This window comes from Streptomyces glaucescens (genome assembly GCF_002154375.1).
GTDB classification, from domain to species: domain Bacteria; phylum Actinomycetota; class Actinomycetes; order Streptomycetales; family Streptomycetaceae; genus Streptomyces; species Streptomyces glaucescens.
Genome location: NZ_MUND01000235.1, coordinates 1 through 19,166 on the forward strand (window position 1 = coordinate 1; position 19,166 = coordinate 19,166).

The window sequence follows — 19,166 nt, forward strand, 5'->3', positions numbered from 1 at the left end:
GGCGCGCTGGACCGTCCAGCGGTCGATCGCCGTGATCTGGACCAGCGTGCCCGCGCTGGTGCGGAGCCACTGGCCGGACCGGAGGTCGGTCGCGATGATCCACTCGCCGAGTTCGGGGACCCAGAAGGGGTGGCCGTCAGTGGCGGTTATCTCAGCGGTCGCCGATCCCATCTTGCCATCGGTGTCGACGGTGACCTTCACCAGGTGCTTGACGCCGTCGCCCTTGATCTCGGCGGTGACGGTCTCCACCCGGGTCTCGCCGGTCTCCGCGTCGGTGGCCATGACCTTGTCACCGGCCCGGACGTCCTTGATGGGCTTGGCGGTACCGTCGGCCATGAGGACCTTGGTCTGCGGCGTGAAGCTGTTGCTGATGTCGCAACTGTCACCACCGCCGCCCGAGTCACGGTCCGCGCCGCGACTCGAACCACGCTTCGAACCGCCCCCGCCGGACCCGGAGTCGTCCCGTCCGGAACCGCCCCTCGATCCGCCCGACTTCGACTCGGCGCGGCCTCCGCCCGCGTTGCCCTTGGCCTGGGAGGTCTTGCGGGCCTGGACCTGGGGGGTGTTGCCGCGGGCGCCCTTGGAGCCCGTGTGGGCCTTCTTCTTGGCTGCCGCCGCGGCGGCCTTCGCCGCCTCTCGGGCCTTGCGTTTGGCTTCCGCGGCCGCCGCCTCGGCGGCCTTCTTCGCGCGGACCAGGGCCGCCCGGGCGGCCTTCGCCGCCTTGATGCCGGCCTCGGCCGCCGCCTTCGCCGCCCGGAACGCCTTGACCGCGCTCATCGTGGCCTTGAAGGCGCCCCACATCTTCTTGCCCTTGGAGATGATGCTGGTCCAGGGGATGGCGTCCATGAGGAGGCTGCCGCAGGCCCACAGGTCGCCCTGGGAGAAGCAGCCGACGACGTCGTTCCAGCCGACGAACTCCTTGAAGACCGCCCAGCCCGTCGCGAGGATCACGTCACCGAGGGAGCGGTTCAGGATCTTCTGGTACGCGGCGATCTGCTTGTCGAGCGCCGCGATGGACGCGTCGAAGTTGGTCGCCGTGGAGGTCAGCCCGGAGGGGTCCGCGTGGGTGACCGGGTTGTTGTTGGCGTACGAGTAGCCGTTGGCCTGGAGCGGGTCGCTCTGGTCCAGGACCGGGTCGACGGAGATGAACCGGCCCGTCGACGGGTCGTACTCACGGGCGCCGAGGTGGACGAAGCCGGTGGCCGCGTCGTCGTCGCCGGTGTGGAAGGCGGTGTGCGAGCGGGGTGAGAGGTTGGCGCCCCGGTCCTCGCCCCACGGGTCCTTCCGGTTCAGCCGGACGAACGCGTCGCCGGCGGTGTCGAGGCGGACCTCGGCCATCGGGGTGCCGTTGATGTCGACGGCCTGGGCGAAGAGCTGCTCGCTCGCTCCGGTTCCGGTGCCTTCGCGGTACCGGATGACGGAAGGTGCGCCGCCGTGGCCGTAGGAGCGCTCGGCGTAGCGGAGGCTGCCCGAGGTGGTCAGGGCGACCTTGGTGTCGGGCAGGTGCAGGACCGCCCCGCTGGTCGACCGCTCCAGCAGCCGGTTGCCGAAGGCGTCGTAGACGTAGGTGGTCTTGGACCCCGGCTTCCACAGCTGGCCGATCGCCGTCTGGTCGCAGGAAGCGAGGACGAGGTCGGTGCCGGCGGTGGTGTTCGGAGCGGAGAGGCACAGCTTCGAGTCGACGTGCTGGAGCTGCCCGGTGGGCAGGGTCTGCCAGCGCTGGGCCGACAGGTCCGGTTGGCACGCCTGGACGCCGAGGGCCGTGCCGATGACGCCGGGGCTGGCGGCCGGCTGGACGCAGCGGTCCGCGACCTTGAACTGGCCGATGTTCGCGTTGTCGACCTGGCCGTCACCGGTGGTGTCGGCGGGTTCGAGGCGGAAGTTCTGCGCCTTGGTGCCGTTGCAGCGCCAGATCTGCACGGGGTTGCCCGCGGCGATGCTGGAGCTGCTGAGGTCGAGGCACAGGTCGGCGGTGCCGGTCCAGGGTCCGGCGCCGTCGGGGCCGAAGCCGGTGACGGACTCGACCTTGCCGTCCCAGGTCCAGGTGAGGGTCTGGGAGGTGACGCCGCCGTTGGTGCGGGTCTCCAGGTTGCCGGCGGCGTCGTAGGTCTGGGTGGAGCGGGTGGTGACCGCCGCGCCCTGCGCCGTGGTGGAGGTGGTGGCGTACGAGGTCAGCGTGTGCGGCTGGTCGTTCTTGGCCGTCTCGCTGGTGCCGTAGGCGTAGTCGGTCGTGACGTCGCCCTTGGTGTCGACCTTGCCGTCGGTGCCGAACGTCGGGGTGGCCTTGTGGTTGACCTTCTGGGTGCGGTTGCCGAGCGTGTCGTAGCTGTACGACTGCCAGTAGCCGTAGTTGTTGGCGGAGACGTTGACCGTGCCGTCGGTGTAGACGGGCTCGGCGGTGGTCTTGCCGGGGGCGGCGCAGGCGCGGCCGCTCGGGGTGGTCCACGCCTCGGTGAGCTGGCCGAGGGTGTCGTAGGTGAAGCACTGCCGGTCGGTGGTGCCGTTGCCGCTGTGGTCGGCGACGTTGAGGACGTTGCCGGAGGGGTCGTAGGCGTAGGAGCGGGTGTTGACCCTGTGCTCCGGGACGACCTGCGTGTCGCCGATGTGCTCCCGGACGAGGGTGCTGGTGAGCAGTTCGCCGGTGGCCTCGTCGTAGGTGCTGTCCTGCCAGACGCGGCGGCCCTGCTCGCCGACGGTGGAGCGCAGCACCTGGCCGTAGACGGAGTAGTCGGTCTCGGCGACGTACCAGTCCTTGCCGGAGACGGACACCGGCAGCCCGGACTTGTTGTACCGGGTGATGACGTCCTCGGCGGTCAGGCCGCCGGCGGCCGGGGCCCGGTACGACTCGAGCTGGCCGTCCTTGTCGTACTTGTAGGTGTACGGGTACTGGGTGGAGAAGCCGTCGGTGGTGAGGCCCGGGGTGGAGCCGGGCGGGAGGGCGACGGTCATGCCCGTGGGCTGGTAATCCGCGGTGTAGCCGGCGATCGAGGTGGTGTACGGCTTGCCGTCGGTGTAGCGGGTGGCCTGGGCGAGCTGGCCCTTGCCCCCGGTGGCGGTGTCGTAGGCGTAGGTCTGGGCGACGGTGGCGGTGGTGGACCCCTTCGGGGTCACCTTCACCTCGGTCACCCGGCTGAAGCGGTCGTAGCCGTAGGCGGTGGTGTCGCCCCTGGGGGTGACGGCCGTGGCCACGCGGCCCATCGCGTCGTACGTGGTGCGGGTCGCGCCCGCGTCCGGGTCGGTGGTGTCGGTGACGCCGCCGAGCGCGTTGTACTTCCAGGTGCGGGTGTGGCCGGCGTCGTCGGTGGTGGTGACCAGGTCGCCGCGGACGTCGTAGCTGTAGCGGGTGGTGATCGCCGAGTCCTCGGCGAGGGACGTGTCGCTGAAAGTGTCCTGACGGACGGTGCGGCCGAGCGCGTCCGTCCACACCCGCGAGGGCGGGGTGCCCTTGGGCTGGCGGACGATCGTGTAGTCGAGGCCGTACTCGTAGCGGGTGCGGCGGTCGGTGGTCGGGACGGGCTGCCCGTCGCCGTTCGTCGCGGTCGCGCCGGTCTGCGGGTACGAGTGGTGGACGGGCGTGACGGTGAGGACCCGGCCCAGGCCGTCGTACGTGTAGGTGGTCGCGTTGGGGACCATCGACTCGGAGAGCGGGACGACCAGGCCGGTCTCCGGGTCGCCGTCCATGTAGTAGGCGTTCCGCGTGAAACGGACCTGCCCGGCGGCGTTGTGGAAGGTGTCGGTGACCAGCCGGCCGCCGCCCACCGCCGGGGCCTGGGTCTGCCGTTCCCGGCCCAGTCCGTCGTAGATGGTGGTGGCGGAGGTGTAGACGCCGTCGCCGGAGGACGTGCTGGGGTTGTCGGACAGCGCCTGGGTGACGACGGACACCGGGTGCTTGGGGTCGGTGTTGTACTCGTACCGCGCGGTGGGGTCGTCGGTCGGGTTCTGGGTGGCGTCCCAGACCGCCGTGGTGCGGCCGAGCGCGTCGTACGTGTACGAGGAGACGCGGCCGTTGGGGTCGCGGGTGGTCAGGGTGGTGCCGCGGCCGGGTTCCAGGGTGGTGATGCTGGTGAAACCGGTCTCGGCGCCGTTCGCGTCGAGCTTGCTGCCCGCCACCGTCTCGATGGTGAAGACCTGGCCGGCGGAGGGCTTGTAGACGGTCTTGTTGACCAGTCCCGTCGCGTCGGTGACCTCGGTGATCCGGCCGGTGGAGTCGTAATTCGTCTGCGACTCGGGGTGGGTGGTCTGCCAGCCGGTGCCGTTCTCCGTCGGGATGACCGTCTTGGTCACCTGGCCCTGGGTGGGCGTGGCCGTGTGGGAGGTGGCGTTGTCGTAGTAGACGCGGGAGGCGGAGACCAGGGTGTCCTGGGTGGCGGTGGACAGCTCGGCCGTGCAGGCGGTGGTGCCGGTGGTGGTCACCGTCTGGGCGACCAGGCCGACGAGGTAGACGTCGCGGCCGATGTGGTGCACGTACTGGGTGCGGGTGCACGACTCGTCGCCGGACTTCGCCGTGTCGCCGTGCTCGCGGACGACGGTGGGCAGGCCGTACTCGTCGTAGTCGGTCTGCGTGGTGACCGTGCGCAGGGTCGACGGGTCGTCACCGGTGCCGGAGGACTTGGTGATCGTCCTCGTGGTGTCGAGGGTGACCCGCTCGGCGACCACGTCCGGCGCGTCGGTGCGATTGCGGGTGGCAAGGCGCACCGGGTCGTCGGGGATGTTGACGGTCCGCGATATCCAGCCGGTGGAGGTGGCGTCGCTGGTGCTGAGGTACGTCAGGGACTCGGCGACCATGCCGGCGTAGGCCTGCCGGTCGGGCTTGAGGGCGGCGCCGGTGACGTCGGTCATCGTGTACGACCGCTTGACGTCGTCGGAGGAGTCCTTGGGCGTGTCGTCCTTGAGGACGTCGTCGCTCATGCCGCGGTAGTAGCGGGTGACGGTCTTGCTGGCGGCGCTGCCGTCGGTGGCGTCCCCGCCGGTGGTCGTGGTGACGATGGGGTAGCCGCGCCACTGGTCCCAGGTGCGGGTCTTCGGACGGGAGAACTCGGCGTTGTTCTTGGCCCACAGCGCCCCGTCGTGGGCGTCGCTGAAGGTGTCGTAGGAGTACGTCGTCGTCAGGTCCTTGGCGTCCGCGAGCCGCGGGACCTCGGTGATCTTGTAGACGACGTACTTGTGGAACCAGGACAGGTGCTTGTCGGTCAGTTCTCCGTCCGCGTGCCAGTGCACGGGGTAGCAGCGCAGCTTGTTCTGGTCGACCGGGGGGAAGCCGGTGCCGGTGGCGCAGGCGCCCTCGGGCGCCTTGTACTCGACGTGGGTGCGGCCGCCGTACTCGGAGATGACGTCCCGGATGCGCAGCCGGCCGAAGAGCGGGCCGGTGTCGGCGGCGCCCTGCCTGACCCGGTTGGGCAGCGGTTCGGTGCCGTAGCCGAAGGAGACCGGGTTGAGGCGCTTGGTGGTGCCGTCCACCGCGTACCCGGTGCGGGTGATGGAGTCCAGCCAGAGCGCGGTGTAGTCCCCGGTGAGGCCGTGCGGGAAGGACTGGGTGAGGTCCCAGGCGTCGACCTTCGACAGCAGGGTCGTGGAGACGCCGTCGCCCGCCAGGCCGCAGGCGTGCGGGGAGCCGGACTCGGTGCCGTTGCCGTCGGTGCTGTACTCGGTGAGCCGTACGCCCTGCTCACGCTGGGCGCAGGCGGTGACCTTGGACAGCCGCTGGCGGGACCAGAAGGTGGGGGCGTAGTTCGTGCACTTCTTGCCCGCCTTGCAGGCGAGGTCGGCGGGGGTGTCGAACCAGGGCCGGGTCAGGTGGGACTGCTTGGAGTCGAAGTTGCCGTCCGAGCAGGCCACCTTGAAGGCGTTGTCGCTGAAGCACCGCTCCTGGGTGGTGAAGACCATGCGGCCCAGCGGTTCCTGCGTGAACAGGGACTCGGCGCGCTGCCCGTAGTCGATGCGCCTCAGCAGGCCGGCGCGGTGGTAGCCGACCGCGCTCGCTTCCTTGTTGTTCTGGGCGTACGCGTTGTGCTCCCGGTCCCACCACAGCGACATGGCGTTGCCGGTGGGGTCGACGACGTAGTCGAGCTGGAACCGCCAGCCCTGGTCGCAGAAGGAGTCCTTGAACGCGGTGGCGTGGCAGGGGTCGGAGGAGTGGTTGCCGGCGACCGGGACGGTGAGCACGGAGTCGGTCTCCGGCTTGCCGGAGGTCCAGCCGGGCAGCCGGTTCAGGCCGAAGTAGTACTGGGTGCCGTCGCTGGTGGTGACCCGCCAGAACTCGCCGTTGTCGTCCTCGTTGCCGGGGCCGTGGGTGACGCGCAGGATGCGCTGGTACTCGGCGGTGTCGAGCAGCTCGATGCGCATGTTGTCGCCGCGGGCGCTCTTCCACTCCTCGCTGGTGTCGTCGCGGACCAGCTCGGTGGTGGTGCCGTTGAGGGAGAGCACGGCGTTGTACGTGCCCCAGCACTGGTCACCGGTGAAGTGCTTGTCGTTGTTGGCGTTGGCCGTGTCGGCGGCGCAGGTGACGAAGGTGCGGGTGATGGAACCCGGGTGGTAGTCCCAGCCCTCGCCGATCCAGGAGACCTGGTTGTTGGTGGCGGAGGTGCGGCCGTCGGACGACTGGGAGTTGTAGCTGAGGGTGACGTTGGGGGACGGGCCGGACGGCACCTGCGGTCCGGCCATCGTGTACGCGTAGGAGAAGGCGCCGGAGGAGCCGCCCGACGACCAGTCGCCGCCGGTGGCGAGGGGGGTGGCGCCGAAGTCGCCGGACTGGCCGGCGCCGTGGGAGCCGCCGACCATGTAGGCGCCGCCGGCGGCGTCGGCGACCTGCATGACCCGGCTGGGCCCGCGGTCGCCGCGCCACAGCGCGGAGCTGGTGGTGCCGGTGCCGGAGGCGACGGCGGGGGTGGTGGCGGACGAGCCGCCCGCGGCCGAGACGGCCTTCAGGGCGGCGGTGTCGAGGGTGACGTTGACCAGGGTCTCCGGCACCTGGGCGGTGGTGGCCGTGGAGCCGTCGAGCTCGTCGGCGGCGGTGTCCTCGCCCGGGTCGGCCTCGGACCCGGAGGAGTCGCCCGCGTCCAGGGGCACGGTCACCTTGTCGCCGGTGAGTTCCACCTCGGTGGTCACCGGGACGCCCTGCGAGCACTCCTCCAGTTCGGGGGTGGTGGCGAAGCAGGCGGGCATCAGGTTGAAGGAGAGCCGGTCGAGCCACTCGGCGTTGTAGGCCTCGGCGAAGCGGGTGGCGTCGATGGAGACGACCGCCTGGCCGGTGGCCGTGTCGGGGGCGTCGACGGCGAGCATCAGGCCCTGGGCGCCGCTGCCGACCGCCTGGCTCTCGGGCGCGACGGCGACGGTCCACTCGCCTTCGAGGGCGTCGGCCTGCGCGGGCGTCACGCCTTCGGGTGCGCCGACGGCGACACTGACCGTGCCGTCGGGCGAGGCGGCGACCGGGGTGGTGGTGCCGGGGGCGAGGTCGGTGACGGCCTTGGTGCCGGAGGCCTCGGGCACGGCGGCCACGGCGGCCGGGTCGTAATCCGCCCCCTTGCCGGTGGAGCCGGAGCCGGAGAGCTGCTGGAGGTCGGTGGTGGGCTTCTCGGCGACCGGGATCGGATCGGTCTCCTGGAGCTCGTCCAGCTCGACCGCCGTCCGGGTGGGCTCGGGCCCGAAGGCGAGCGCACTCGGCAGCAGGGTGACGTTGAGGCCCAGAAGTACGGCGGCCACGACGCCGACTCTGGCTCGGCGACGTATCAAGCGCTCACGCACGGCCCGACCGACCCTTCCCGAGTCACAAACCATCAGGAACGTACGGACCGATGGCACATGGTGATCAATGACTGGGGAGAAGGTGCGGGTTGGCGAAGATCAGCGTCAAGTTGTGGAGAGGCCGTGTTAGCTATGTCACTACCGAAAATAAGGCAAAGATAAGCATTGAAGCGCGTTGCGCTACGACGCGATCGTCTCCGCGGCTGCTATCGGTGACAGAGGTGTTGATCTAGGCACGGCCGCCCGCTCATACTCCAACCGCCCAATCCGGCGCGCAGCGCGCTCACAAGGCTTGTCATCAGGCCCGAGGGCACCCCCCGAAGAGCTGGAGAAGGGCCCCGCCGTGAGCGACGTAGAACCCCGCACTCCGCGCCGACGCCGGCGCGTTCTTGCCGCCGCCGTGGCACTGGCCGTGCTCGCGGGCGGAGGAGCCGTGCTCGCCCTGCGCGACGACGGCCCGGCCGCCGAGGCGAAGGCGCCGAGCAGCCGCGCGGACCGCGAGCGGCTGTCCGCAGAGGACACCGCCCAGCGCACGGCGCGCAAGACCGGCAAGAAGGTCGAAGTCACGGCCCTCACGGACGAGTTCTCCAAGACCCACGCCAACCCCGACGGCACCTTCACCTACACCGTCTCCGCTCAGCCGGTGCGGGCGAGGAACGACAAGGGGACGTGGGCGCCCATCGACACCTCGCTGCGGCGCCACGGCGACGGCTGGCGGACCGTCAACAGCCTCTACCCCGTCACGTTCTCCGGGGGCGGTGGAAACAACGCCCGGGCGATGGGCGGACGTTCACCGGTCACCCCGGCCGCCCACCGCGCCGCGGAGACCGCCGCCGACTGGTCACCGCTGCTGACGATGAACGCCGAGGCCCACACGATCGAGGTCGAGTGGCCCGGCGCGCTGCCCGAGCCGGCGATCGACGGCGACCGGGCGCTGTACGAGGGCGTACGGCCCGGTGTCGACCTGCTGCTGACCGCGCGGGACACCGGCTTCACCCACGTGCTGGTCGTGCACACCCCCGAGGCCGCCGCCGCGCTGGCCCAGGACCCGCCGCGCTACCGGGTCACCTCCCCCACCCTCCGCTTCTCCCTCGACCCGCTCACCGACGTGCTGACCGGCCGGGACGGCGAGGGCCGGGAGATCGCCGTGGCGCCCACGCCGTTCCTGTGGGATTCCGCGGGCACCCACGACAGCGACGCCGCGGCCACCGGCCCCGAGGCCGCCACGGGCACCAACGAGGACCCGGAGACCGTCGAGGAGGCCCCCGCCCGGCCGGAGGCGGCTCCCGAGGAGGACAACCCCGAGGCGCCCCGCCCCGGTGCCGCCGAGCCCGGCGAGGCCGAGCCCGCCGCCTACTCCCGGTCCGCCGCCTCCGACACCTTCGGCCTGCCCGCCCTGCACGGCCCCGGCGACGGCGCGCACGCCACCACCGTCCCGGCCTCGCTGGGCGACGACGGCGTGCTGACGATCACCCCGCCGGACAGCTACCTGCACGGCGGCGAGACCCTGACGTACCCGCTGTTCCTGGACCCGCCCATCGTCGGCACCCGCGCCAACTGGACCACGGTGTACAAGAAGTACCCGTCGTCCAGCTTCTACGACGGCGCCAACTACAACCAGGACACCAAGGAGGCCCGCGTCGGCTTCGAGCGGGACACCTGGGGCACCGCCCGCTCGTTCTTCCGCTTCGTCCTCCCGCGCTCCATCAAGAACGCGGACGTCTCCAGCGCCACCCTGAAGGTGCTGGAGACCCACTCGTGGTCGTGCAGCAAGCGCACGGTGCAGGTGTGGCGCACCGAGGACTTCGGCACCCGCACCACCTGGAACAACCAGCCGGACTGGAAGCGGAAGATCACCTCCAAGTCCTTCGCGTACGGCTGGAAGTCCAACAGCTCCTGCCCGAACGCCTTCGTCAACTTCACCGTCACCTCGCTGGCCCAGGAGGTCGCCGACCACGGCTGGACCGACTTCAACATCGGCCTGGTCGCCTCCACCTCCAGCTCCGCGCCGACCGGTTCCGCGACCGGGCTGGAGACGGACACGTACTCCTGGAAGAAGTTCAAGGCGGAGCAGGACGACTCGCCCAGCGTCAGCATCACCTACAACCGCAGGCCCAACACCCCGACCTCCGTCACCATGGACCCGGGCTCCTGCGACACCAGCACCTCGCCGTACATCAAGCTCGGCAAGAGCGCGCCCTTCCTCAAGGCCAAGGGCACCGACCCGGACAACGACCTGGCCAAGATGGAGTTCCAGGTCTGGCGCACGAACTACTACGAGACCACGGCCAAGAGCCACTTCGACACCTCCGTGCACGACGGTGAGACGGCCTCCGTCCAGCTCGGCTCACTGGTCAACGGCTACACGTACTCCTGGCGGGTGCGCGGCTGGGACGCCAAGGTCAGCGGCCCCTGGGCGCCCACCGGCGGCGACGGCGTGTGCCGCTTCACCTACGACTCCGACTTCCCGGACACCCCGGCGCCGGTCGTCTCCACGCAGTTCCCCGGCTACGACGCGGACAACAACGCCCCGGAGGTGTGGTCCCCGGACCCGCTGGGCTCGAGCGGCAACTTCACCTTCTCGGTCGGCGACCCCGAGGAGAACGACATCGTGAAGTTCGTCTACTCGATCAACAACACGTCGTACTCCTCCTACGTGTGCGCGGGCGGCAAGCAGGGCACGACCGGCGGCCTGACCGCCTCCTGCACCACGCCCGTGAAGACCGCCACGGCGACCGGGATCAAGCCGCCCACCGCCGGCCCCAACACCCTGTACGTGAAGTCCGTGGACGCGGCGGGCAACCTCTCGCCGGCGGCCCGCAAGTACTACTTCTTCGTCACCCCGCGGCCCCAGCCCGACGGCCCCGGCGACCTCACCGGCGACGGCAGCCCCGACTTCGGCTACCTCACCACCAGCGGCAACCTGTGGATCGCCCCGGTCACCGAGGACGGCCGGCACATCAACGGCATCTACGGCACCCACGACAAGGGCGTGCTCCTGAAGGACGCGGACACCGCCCCGCACATCTGGGACGGCAACGGCACCATGTCCCTGGTGACCCACAACGGGGACTTCGCCCCCGGCGACGGGATCAGCGACTGGGTGATCCGCACCCCCGAAGGCCGCCTCTTCATCTACCCCGGTGACGGCTACGGCGCCATCGACGTCTCCCGCCGCGTGGAGGTCCGCCTCCCCTCGCCCGTGATGTCCCCCGCCACCTTCAGCGAGATCAAGTCGGCGGGCGACATCACCGGCGACGGACAGCCCGAGCTGTTCGTCGCGGGCGGCGCCGGCGGGGCGGAGCTGTGGGTCTTCACCGGCTACACCGGCGGCACCTTCACGACCGCCACCCAGCTGACCACCAGCGCCTGGGCCGACCGGGACTTCGTCGCCATCACCGACTACAACAAGGACGGCGCGGCCGACCTCACCTACCGCACCGCCTCCGGCAACATCTGGCTGCGCAAGGGCGTCAAGGAGAGCGACGGCACGGGCACGGTCCTCACCAGCCTCGGCACCGCCGCCGCGAGCCTGGACGGCGACAACGCCTACGCCTCCGGCACCATGCTCCCGGCCGACTACCCGTACCTGTACGGCACCCCGGACACCACCGGTGACGGCGTCCCGGACATCTGGGCCGTCGACAAGGCGGGCAACCTGCTCCTGTACGAGGGCGGCGCCACCACGATCGACACCACCCCCGTCACCGTCCGCACCGACTACCAGACCGTGCGGCAGCTCGGCTGACGCCCCGCCGTACCGGCCAGCCGACCTTCGAGAGCCGCGCCTCGGGCCTGCCCGAGGCGCGGCTCTCCGACTCGTACCGGAGGTCGTCGCCCACCGGGGTCAGCCGCACGGTCGTCGGGGCCTGGCCGCATCCCCCGTGGGGGGAGGCGGCCCCGGCGGAGGCCGCGACGAGCTGCTTGGCCGGTGGTCTTCGTCAGCGTGAGGACGTCCGTGCAGACCCCGCCCAGCGCGTCCGTCTGCCGGACCGGACCCAGTTGCTCGCCGGCCTCCGTCCGCCGCACGGTGACCCGGAAGGTGCCGACGGGCAGCCTGCCGCCGAGGGCGGTGCCCTGGCCCTCCCAGGTGCCGAGGCAGCGGTCGGGGACTACGGGCACGGGACCGTCGTCGTAGCCGGTGTCGCCGCCCTCCCCGGTGCCGCCGGGGCCGGAGGGGTCCGGCACGGTCGGGACCGGGGAGGAGCTGCCGCCGGCGGCGTCGTTCCCGGCGTCGCCCCAGCAGGTTACGCAGGAACACGCGCGGCGCGCCGGGCCTCGCTACGGCTGGAGCAGTTCCACCTTCACGTCCGCCGGGAAGCCCGTCGTCGGGCCGACCCGCCGGGCGAACTCCGCGACGGCCGCGAGCTGCGGTTCGCCGAAGCGGAAGTCGAGGGTGGTGAAGTACCGCTCCAGCACCTCCTCGTCGAAGGCCTCCCAGCGGGCCGCCTGCTCGGCGACCTTGCCGACCTCCTCCAGGGAGAGGTTGCGGGAGGCGAGGAACGCCTCGTGGACCTTGCGGGTGATGAGCGGTTCGCGCTCCGCGTAGTCGCGGCGCGCCGCCCACACCGCGAAGACGAACGGCAGCCCCGTCCACTCCTTCCACAGCGCGCCGAGGTCGTGCACGGCGAGGCCGTAGCGGGGCCCGTCGTGCAGGTTGGCGCGCAGGGCGGCGTCGCCGATGAGGACGGCGGCCTCGGCCTCCTGCATCATCACGCTGAGATCGGGCGGGCAGGTGTAGTAGTCGGGCTGGACGCCGAACCGTTCCGCCAGCAGCAGCTGGGCCAGCCGGACGGAGGTGCGCGAGGTCGAGCCGAGGGCGACCCGGGCGCCGTCGAGCCGGTCCAGCGGGAGCTGCGAGACGATCACGCAGGACATGACCGGTCCGTCGCAGCCGACCGCGATGTCGGGGAAGGCGACCAGGTCGTCCGCGTTCTTGAGGAACTCGACGAGGGTGACGGGCCCGATGTCGAGGTCTCCCTGCACCAGCTGCTCGCTGAGCTTCTCCGGGGTGTCCTTCGTCAGCTCGAAGTCGAGGAGCGTGCCCGTTCTCGCGAGCCCCCAGTACAGGGGCAGGCAGTTCAGGAACTGGATGTGGCCGACGCGCGGCCGGGTGCGAGAAATGTCCACATCGCGAGGCTAGACCCTGGGAAGTAGGCTTCAGGTCCCGGCCCCGGCGTCAGGCAGGCGTCTCGATCTTCAAACGTCCGGGTGACGTGATCTTGACCTCTATTGCTTTCCGGCGTGCGCGTGCTAGGCTCGCCGCAAGTTGCAGTTTGGTTTCCCTTGCAGTACAGAGCCTGCGGAGCATGTGACCGCGGGCTCTCGTCGTTTTCAGGCGGATGCAGTTGTGCAGAACTCGTCTTCACACTTGCTGGTTCTGGAGCAGGGCAACCCTTTGAGCCCAAGGAGGGCTTATGGCTACCGGAACCGTTAAGTGGTTCAACGCCGAAAAGGGCTTTGGCTTCATTGCCCAGGAAGGCGGCGGCCCCGACGTCTTCGTCCACTACTCCGCGATCAACGCGACCGGCTTCCGGTCCCTTGAGGAGAACCAGCAGGTGTCTTTCGACGTCACGCAGGGCCCGAAGGGTCCTCAGGCTGAGAACGTCACCCCGGTCTGATCCTTTCCTGATCCGGGATCGAGTGCAGTACCCAAGGAGCCCCGCGCCGCAAGGCGACGGGGCTCCTGCCCTTTTCCCGCGGGACGCGCGGTGAACTTCCGGCGAATTCTCAGACGTGCTGCATGATCAGCACGAATGTCGTGCCCGGCACCAGCGCCTCGTAGGCGTGCGGCACATCTCCGCGATACGTCATGTAGTCACCCGGCCCGAGTTCCACACTCTCCCCGCGCGGCCCCGCCTTCACCCGTCCGGTGCTCACGATCAGATGCTCGACGGTGCCCGGGATGTGCGGCTCGGATTCGCGTGCCGCGCCCGGTTCGGCCCGCAGGTGGTAGATGTCACGCCGGGCGCCCGGCGGGCTCGCCGAGAGCAGGGTCGCCATGTAGTTCGCCTGTTCGGAGGCGACGGCGGGCCCCTCCCCCGCGCGGATCACCTGGACGGCCGGTGCCGGCGGCTCGACCAGCGCACTGAACGGCACGCCCAGCGCCACGCCGAGCGCCCAGATCGTCTCCATGCTCGGATTGCCGCTCGCCGCCTCCAGCTGGGAGAGCGTCGACTTGGCGATCCCGGCCCGTTTGGCCAGCTCGGACAGGGACAGCCCGGCGCGGGAGCGTTCGCGGCGCAAGGCGGTGGCGATCCAGTCGAGGGGGAGGCGGGGCGGGGGGCCGTCGGTCATGTCGTTCGCTCCAGAAGTACGATCGTTCGGCTTGACGAACAGGGAGGCGTCTGTTCATTGTAGGAAACATGCGTTCGCCACTCCGAACACCCATGGTTCTCTCCCTGATCCGCGACGCCTCCCTCGTCTGGGTGGCCAGCGGCATCGTCGGGGTCTCCTTCGGCGCGATCTCCGTCGCCGGAGGACTGCCCGTCTGGGCGCCGGTGGTGATGTCGCTGGTGGTGTACGCGGGCTCGGCCCAGTTCAGCGCGGTCGGGCTGCTGCTCGCCGGGAGCACCCCGTTCGCCGCGGCGGCCACCGGCCTGCTGCTCAACACCCGTCTCGCCGCCTACGGCCTGGCCGTCGCCGACGTCATCGGCCGCGGTCGCACCGCCCGCCTCCTCGGCGCCCATCTGGTCACCGACGAGACCGTCGCCTTCGCCCTCGCCCAGCCCGATCCCGAGCGGCGGCGCGCCGCCTTCTGGGTCTCCGGGATCGGGCTGTTCGCCGTGTGGAACGTCTCCGTGCCGGCCGGGGCCCTCGCGGGCCGTGCGCTCGGCGACACCGCCGCCTACGGGCTGGACGCCGCCTTCCCCGCCGTCCTCGCCGCCCTGGTGCTGCCCGCGCTGCGCGACGACGCCCGGATCCGCCGCTGCGCGCTGCTCGGCGCGGGCGTGGCGCTGGTCGCGACCCCGGCGGTCCCGGCGGGGGTGCCGGTCCTGCTGGCCCTCACCGGGCTCGCCCTGTACGGCGCCCGGCAGAAGGTGGCGGCATGAACGCGACGGTGGTGATGATCCTGGCGCTCGCCGTGGGGACGTACGCCTTCCGGCTGGCCGGCCCGGTGCTGCACGGGCGGGTCGAGGTGCCGGCCCGGGTGCAGGAGTTGCTGTCCGCCGGGGCGGTGGTGCTGCTGGTGGCGCTGCTGGCCACGGGCGCGTTCACCGAGGGCGCCGGGTTCGCCGGGTGGGCCCGGCCGGCCGGGGTGCTGGTGGCGGTCGTGCTGGCGTGGCGGCGGGCGCCGTTCGTGGTGGTGGTGCTGGGGGCCGCGGGCGTGACGGCGGCGCTGCGGGCGCTGGGCGTGCAGTGAGGCCGGCCGGCGGCGGGTCCGCCGCCGGCCCCTCGGCAACCGGGCGGTTGGGTCGGCACCCGCCCGCTCCCCGCCTTCGGTCCGGACCCCGGCGGGGCTGGGGCGGGTTGCCGCCCGGGCCCTGGAATGATCGTCGCGCACACCTGACGCCCAGTCAATCCTAAGGAATACTGGCCAACTCCAAGCGATACCTTGGGTGCATGACGCTCGACGACCTTCGCGTGTTCGTGGCCGTGTGCCGGGCCGGGAGCCTCAGTGCCGTGGCCCGCGATCTGGGGTGCACCCAGTCGGCGGTGAGCCAGCACGTGAGACGGCTGGAGCGGGAGACCGGTGTGAGCCTGCTGGAGCGGCGGCCTCGCGGGGTCGTGCCCACGGCCGCCGGCCGGGTGCTGGAGGCCGCCGCCGCGGACGGCATCGCGGGCCTCGACCTGGCGCTGCGGCGGCTGCGCGACCTGGCCGGCGGGGAGACCGGCTCGGTACGGGTGGCGACCGGGGCGACGACCGTACGGCACTTCATGGCGGACGCCATCGTCGACTTCCGGCGCCGGCACCCCGAGGTCAGCCTGGAGTTCCGCACCGAGGGCTCCAGCCGCGCCTGCTTCGACGCGCTCACCGACAGCGACCTCGACCTCGCCTGGATCACCCTCGGCCCGCCGGTGCGCGGCATCGAGCAGCGCCCGGTCGCCGAGCTGTCCTGGGTCCTCGCCGTCGGCGCCGACGACCCCCTCGCGGACCGCGCGGCGCTGCTCCCGGGCGACCTCGCGGACCTCCGCCTGATCCGGCTCCCGCCGAACTCCACCTCGGCGGCCCACCTTGACGCCGCCTGCGCCGAGCTGGGCGTCCGCTTCGGCTCGGACACCAGCGTCGCCGACTGGGACACGGCCCTGCTGCTGGCGGAACTGGGCCTGGGCCGTGCGGTGGTGCCCGCGCTGCCGGGACTGCGGGGCACCGCCCCGGGCGCCGGTCTCCGGCTCGTCCCGATCCCGGCCCTGCGCCCGCTCGCGGTCGGCTGGGCGGTCCGCCACTGGGACGCGCTCACCCCGTCGGCCAGGACGTTCGCGGACACGGTGGCCGCCCGCTGCCGGGCGGCGCTGCCGTAGACCGCGACGGCCGGGCGGTGTTGCCGTAGATTGCGGGACGGCCGATGACCGGGGGGATCCACAGCCGATGACCGCGCACACCGCACTGTCCGCCGACCGTTTCGAGGCCGACCGTACGCATCTGCGGTCCGTCGCCTACCGCATGCTCGGCTCCCTCGCGGAGGCCGAGGACGCCGTGCAGGAAGCCTGGCTGCGGGCGTCGCGGGCGGATGTCGGCGAGGTCGGCAACCTCAGCGGGTGGCTGACCACCGTCGTGGCGCGGGTCTGCCTGAACATGCTGCGCGCCCGCCGGGCCCGGCCGGAGGAGCCCCTCGACCACACCGTCCTGGACTCCGGGCCCGGCCCCGAGCAGGAGGCGCTGCTGGCGGACTCCGTGGGGGTGGCGCTGCTCGTCGTGCTGGACCGGCTGGCGCCCGCCGAGCGGCTGGCGTTCGTGCTGCACGACATGTTCGCCGTGCCGTTCGACGACATCGCTCCGCTGGTCGAGCGCACCCCGGCCGCCGCCCGGCAGCTGGCGAGCCGGGCGCGGCGCCGGGTGAAGGGCACCGAGCAGGTGCCGCCGCCCGCGGACCTCGCCCGGCAGCGCACCGCCGTCTCCGCCTTCCTCGCCGCCACCCGCGGCGGTGACTTCGAGGCGCTGGTCGCACTGCTCGCGCCCGAGGTCCGGCTCACCGCCGACAGGTGGGTGGTGCCGACGCCGGAGCCGATCACCGTGTCCGGCGCCCGTCCGGTCGCGCAGGGCGCCATGGCGGCCATGGGCCGCGCCCGGTTCACGGGCCCGGCGCTGGTGGACGGCGCGGTGGGCCTGGCGATGGCGGCGGGCGGGCGGCTGGCCCTGGTGCTCGCCTTCACCGTCACCGAGGACGGCATCACGGGCATCGACATCGTGGCGGACCGTGAGCGGCTGGCGGAGCTGTCCGTCGCCGTGCTCGACGACTGACCCGGCGTCACCCCCCGTCAGCCGGCCAGGGCGAGCGACGCCAGGGCGGGGGCGGCGTACAGCAGCGGGAACGGGATGTGCGAGAACCAACGGGCCCGGACGATGGTGATCACCGCTCCGGTGAAGTACAGGACCAGTCCGGCGGCCGCCAGGATCCCGATCACCGGCACCACGAGCCCGGCGAGCAGACCGGCCGCACCGGCCGCCTTGGCGGCGGCCAGCCGGGGCCACCAGGCGCGCGGCACCCCGTAGTCGGCGAGCGGCTCGACGACCCACGCGGCACGGAAGTGGACGGCTCCGGCGGAGAAACCGGCCATGACCGCGCCCAGGACGGTGACGACGACGTAGGCAGTGGACATCTCTTGGCTCCCATCGTTTCGGCTCGTTCATCTGGCTGACACGGCCGGGCGGACGGGTGTGACCGGGAAGGAGCCGGTGTGACTGGCATCACACTCAGGGGCCGTACAGAGCCTCCACCGCGTGGGCGAAGTCCCGCAGGATCGCCGTGCGCCGCACCTTCATCGACGGGGTGAGATGTCCCGCCTCCTCCGTGAAGTCGACGGGCAGGATCGCGAACCGGCGGATGGACTCGGGGCGGGAGACGAGCCGGTTGGCCTCGTCGACCGCCCGTTGCAGGACCGCCCGCAACTCCTCGTCGCCGGTGAGGAGTTCCGCGGGCACCGGGTGCTTGCCGTTCATCCGGCGCCAGTGGGTGACGCCCTCCATGTCCAGGGTGAGCAGGGCGGTGACGTACGGGCGGCGGTCGCCGACGACGACGCAGTGGGAGATCAGCGGGTGCTGCCGCAGCCAGTTCTCCAGCGGTGCGGGGGCCACGTTCTTGCCGCCGGCGGTGATCAGGATGTCCTTCTTGCGGCCGGTGATGGTCAGATAGCCCTCGTCGTCGAGCCGCCCGAGGTCGCCGGTGGGGAGCCAGCCGTCGGCGGTGGCGGGGACGACTCCGCCCGCGTTCGGGTCCCAGTAGCCGCGCAGCACCTGCCCGCCCCAGAGCAGCACCTCGCCGTCGGCGGCGATCCGCACCCGGGTGCCGGGCAGCGGCCAGCCGACGGTGCCGAGGCGGGGCTTGAGCGGCGGGGTGACGGTGGCGGCGCCGGTGGTCTCGGTCAGCCCGTAGCCCTCGTAGACCTCGATGCCGGCGCCCGCGTAGAACGCGGCGAGGTCGCGGCCGAGGGGGGAGCCACCGCAGATGAGGTAGCGGAGCCGGCCGCCGAGCGCATTGCGGATCCGCCGGTAGACCAGCGGGTCGTAGAGGGCGCGGGCCGCTTTCAGGGAGGCGCCGGGGCCCGGGCCGGTGCCGTGCCGACGGGCCTCGACGGCTTCGCCGTAGCGGCGGGCCACGCTCGCCGCGCGGTCGAAGGAGCCCGCCTTGCCGCCGCGTTCGGCGGTGGCGCGCGCACTGTGGAAGACCTTCTCCAGCATGTACGGGATGGCCAGCAGGAAGGTCGGGCGGAACGCGGCGAGGTCGGCGAGCAGGTCCTCGGCCTTGAGGCTGGGCGCGTGCCCGAGCCGTACCCGGGCGCGGACGCACGCGACCGCGACCATCCGGCCGAAGACGTGGGACAGCGGCAGGAAGAGGAGGGTGGACGGCTCCTCGTCGGTGCGCGCCTTGAAGACGGGGTAGAGCAGCTCGATGGCGTTGTCGACCTCGGCGAGGAAGTTCCCGTGGGTGAGCGCGCAGCCCTTGGGGCGGCCGGTGGTGCCGGAGGTGTAGACGAGCGTGGCGAGGGTGTCGGGGCCCAGCATGCCGCGCCGTACGTCGATCTCCGCGTCCGGGACGTCCGCGCCCCGCTGGGCGAGCAGGTCCACGTGGCCCTGCTCGACGACCCACACGTGCCGGAGGTCGGGCAGCCGCTCGCGTTCGGGTCCGAGCGCGGCGGCCTGTCCGGCCGTCTCGGTGACGAGGGCGACGGCGCCGGAGTCCTGGAGGATCCAGCGGGTCTGGAAGACCGAGGACGTCGGGTACACCGGCACGGTGACCAGGCCGGCGGCCCAGGCGGCGAAGTCG

The 19,166-nt window shown here is 71.8% G+C and carries 12 protein-coding genes; 6 read left to right on the plus strand and 6 right to left on the minus strand.

What is annotated here, in order from left to right; all coding sequences use genetic code 11:
- Positions 1 to 7,698: ricin-type beta-trefoil lectin domain protein (locus CCN42_RS16975; RefSeq protein ID WP_086736679.1), on the minus strand; the 7,698-nt coding region annotated here is incomplete at its 3' end.
- A gap of 385 nt (positions 7,699 to 8,083) precedes the next feature.
- On the opposite strand from CCN42_RS16975, the gene CCN42_RS16980 reads away from it, so the two are divergent.
- Positions 8,084 to 11,488 carry a DNRLRE domain-containing protein gene (locus CCN42_RS16980; protein ID WP_143661931.1) on the plus strand — a complete coding sequence of 1,135 codons (3,405 nt, stop codon included), beginning with the start codon at positions 8,084 to 8,086 and terminating at the stop codon, positions 11,486 to 11,488.
- Here CCN42_RS16980 and CCN42_RS42130 read toward each other — a convergent pair.
- Both CCN42_RS42130 and CCN42_RS16985 read right to left on the minus strand, forming a co-directional pair.
- Positions 11,461 to 11,928 (minus strand): hypothetical protein, encoded by a 468-nt coding sequence (locus CCN42_RS42130; RefSeq protein ID WP_143661932.1) that lies wholly within the window; start codon positions 11,926 to 11,928, stop codon positions 11,461 to 11,463. The two genes, CCN42_RS16980 and CCN42_RS42130, sit on opposite strands and share 28 nt — an antisense overlap.
- Positions 11,929 to 12,021: 93 nt before the next feature.
- Positions 12,022 to 12,870 (minus strand): menaquinone biosynthetic enzyme MqnA/MqnD family protein, encoded by an 849-nt coding sequence (locus tag CCN42_RS16985; RefSeq protein WP_086736683.1) that lies wholly within the window; start codon positions 12,868 to 12,870, stop codon positions 12,022 to 12,024.
- 287 nt (positions 12,871 to 13,157) lie between these two features.
- On the opposite strand from CCN42_RS16985, the gene CCN42_RS16990 reads away from it, so the two are divergent.
- Positions 13,158 to 13,361, plus strand: a complete 204-nt coding sequence (locus CCN42_RS16990) for a cold-shock protein (RefSeq protein ID WP_004984723.1) — start codon at positions 13,158 to 13,160, stop codon at positions 13,359 to 13,361.
- A gap of 109 nt (positions 13,362 to 13,470) precedes the next feature.
- Here CCN42_RS16990 and CCN42_RS16995 read toward each other — a convergent pair whose 3' ends face one another.
- On the minus strand, positions 13,471 to 14,037 hold the full coding sequence (locus tag CCN42_RS16995; protein ID WP_086736685.1) for a helix-turn-helix domain-containing protein: 567 nt from the start codon (positions 14,035 to 14,037) through the stop codon (positions 13,471 to 13,473).
- A 92-nt stretch (positions 14,038 to 14,129) separates the two neighbouring features.
- On the opposite strand from CCN42_RS16995, the gene CCN42_RS17000 reads away from it, so the two are divergent.
- The 4 genes from CCN42_RS17000 to CCN42_RS17015 all read left to right on the plus strand — a co-directional run bounded on the left by CCN42_RS17000 (position 14,130) and on the right by CCN42_RS17015 (position 17,143).
- Positions 14,130 to 14,792, plus strand: coding sequence for an AzlC family ABC transporter permease (locus CCN42_RS17000; RefSeq protein WP_245877326.1), 663 nt, complete (start codon positions 14,130 to 14,132; stop codon positions 14,790 to 14,792).
- Entirely contained in the window at positions 14,789 to 15,103 is a 315-nt protein-coding gene (locus CCN42_RS17005; protein ID WP_086167837.1) for an AzlD domain-containing protein, read from the plus strand. The genes CCN42_RS17000 and CCN42_RS17005 overlap by 4 nt, the downstream gene beginning before the upstream one ends.
- Positions 15,104 to 15,303: 200 nt before the next feature.
- Positions 15,304 to 16,203, plus strand: a complete 900-nt coding sequence (locus tag CCN42_RS17010; RefSeq protein ID WP_086736689.1) for a LysR family transcriptional regulator — start codon at positions 15,304 to 15,306, stop codon at positions 16,201 to 16,203.
- Between the two features lie 67 nt (positions 16,204 to 16,270).
- Positions 16,271 to 17,143: a sigma-70 family RNA polymerase sigma factor gene (locus CCN42_RS17015; protein ID WP_086736691.1), complete on the plus strand. Its 873-nt coding sequence runs from the start codon at positions 16,271 to 16,273 to the stop codon at positions 17,141 to 17,143.
- Positions 17,144 to 17,160: 17 nt separating this feature from the next.
- Here CCN42_RS17015 and CCN42_RS17020 read toward each other — a convergent pair whose 3' ends face one another.
- Positions 17,161 to 17,502: a DoxX family protein gene (locus CCN42_RS17020; protein WP_086167840.1), complete on the minus strand. Its 342-nt coding sequence runs from the start codon at positions 17,500 to 17,502 to the stop codon at positions 17,161 to 17,163.
- Positions 17,503 to 17,596: 94 nt separating this feature from the next.
- A partial coding sequence (locus tag CCN42_RS17025; protein WP_086736693.1) for an AMP-dependent synthetase/ligase occupies positions 17,597 to 19,166 on the minus strand: 1,570 nt, incomplete at its 5' end.

Excerpts from the sequence above, each read along its gene's own strand:
- CCN42_RS16990 (WP_004984723.1), top strand. The coding sequence starts at position 13,158 with ATGGCTACCGGAACCGTTAAGTGGTTCAACGCCGAAAAGGGCTTTGGC.
- CCN42_RS16995 (WP_086736685.1), bottom strand. The coding sequence starts at position 14,037 with ATGACCGACGGCCCCCCGCCCCGCCTCCCCCTCGACTGGATCGCCACC.
- CCN42_RS17000 (WP_245877326.1), top strand. The coding sequence starts at position 14,130 with ATGGTTCTCTCCCTGATCCGCGACGCCTCCCTCGTCTGGGTGGCCAGC.
- CCN42_RS17005 (WP_086167837.1), top strand. The coding sequence starts at position 14,789 with ATGAACGCGACGGTGGTGATGATCCTGGCGCTCGCCGTGGGGACGTAC.
- CCN42_RS17010 (WP_086736689.1), top strand. The coding sequence starts at position 15,304 with ATGACGCTCGACGACCTTCGCGTGTTCGTGGCCGTGTGCCGGGCCGGG.
- CCN42_RS17015 (WP_086736691.1), top strand. The coding sequence starts at position 16,271 with ATGACCGCGCACACCGCACTGTCCGCCGACCGTTTCGAGGCCGACCGT.
- CCN42_RS17020 (WP_086167840.1), bottom strand. The coding sequence starts at position 17,502 with ATGTCCACTGCCTACGTCGTCGTCACCGTCCTGGGCGCGGTCATGGCC.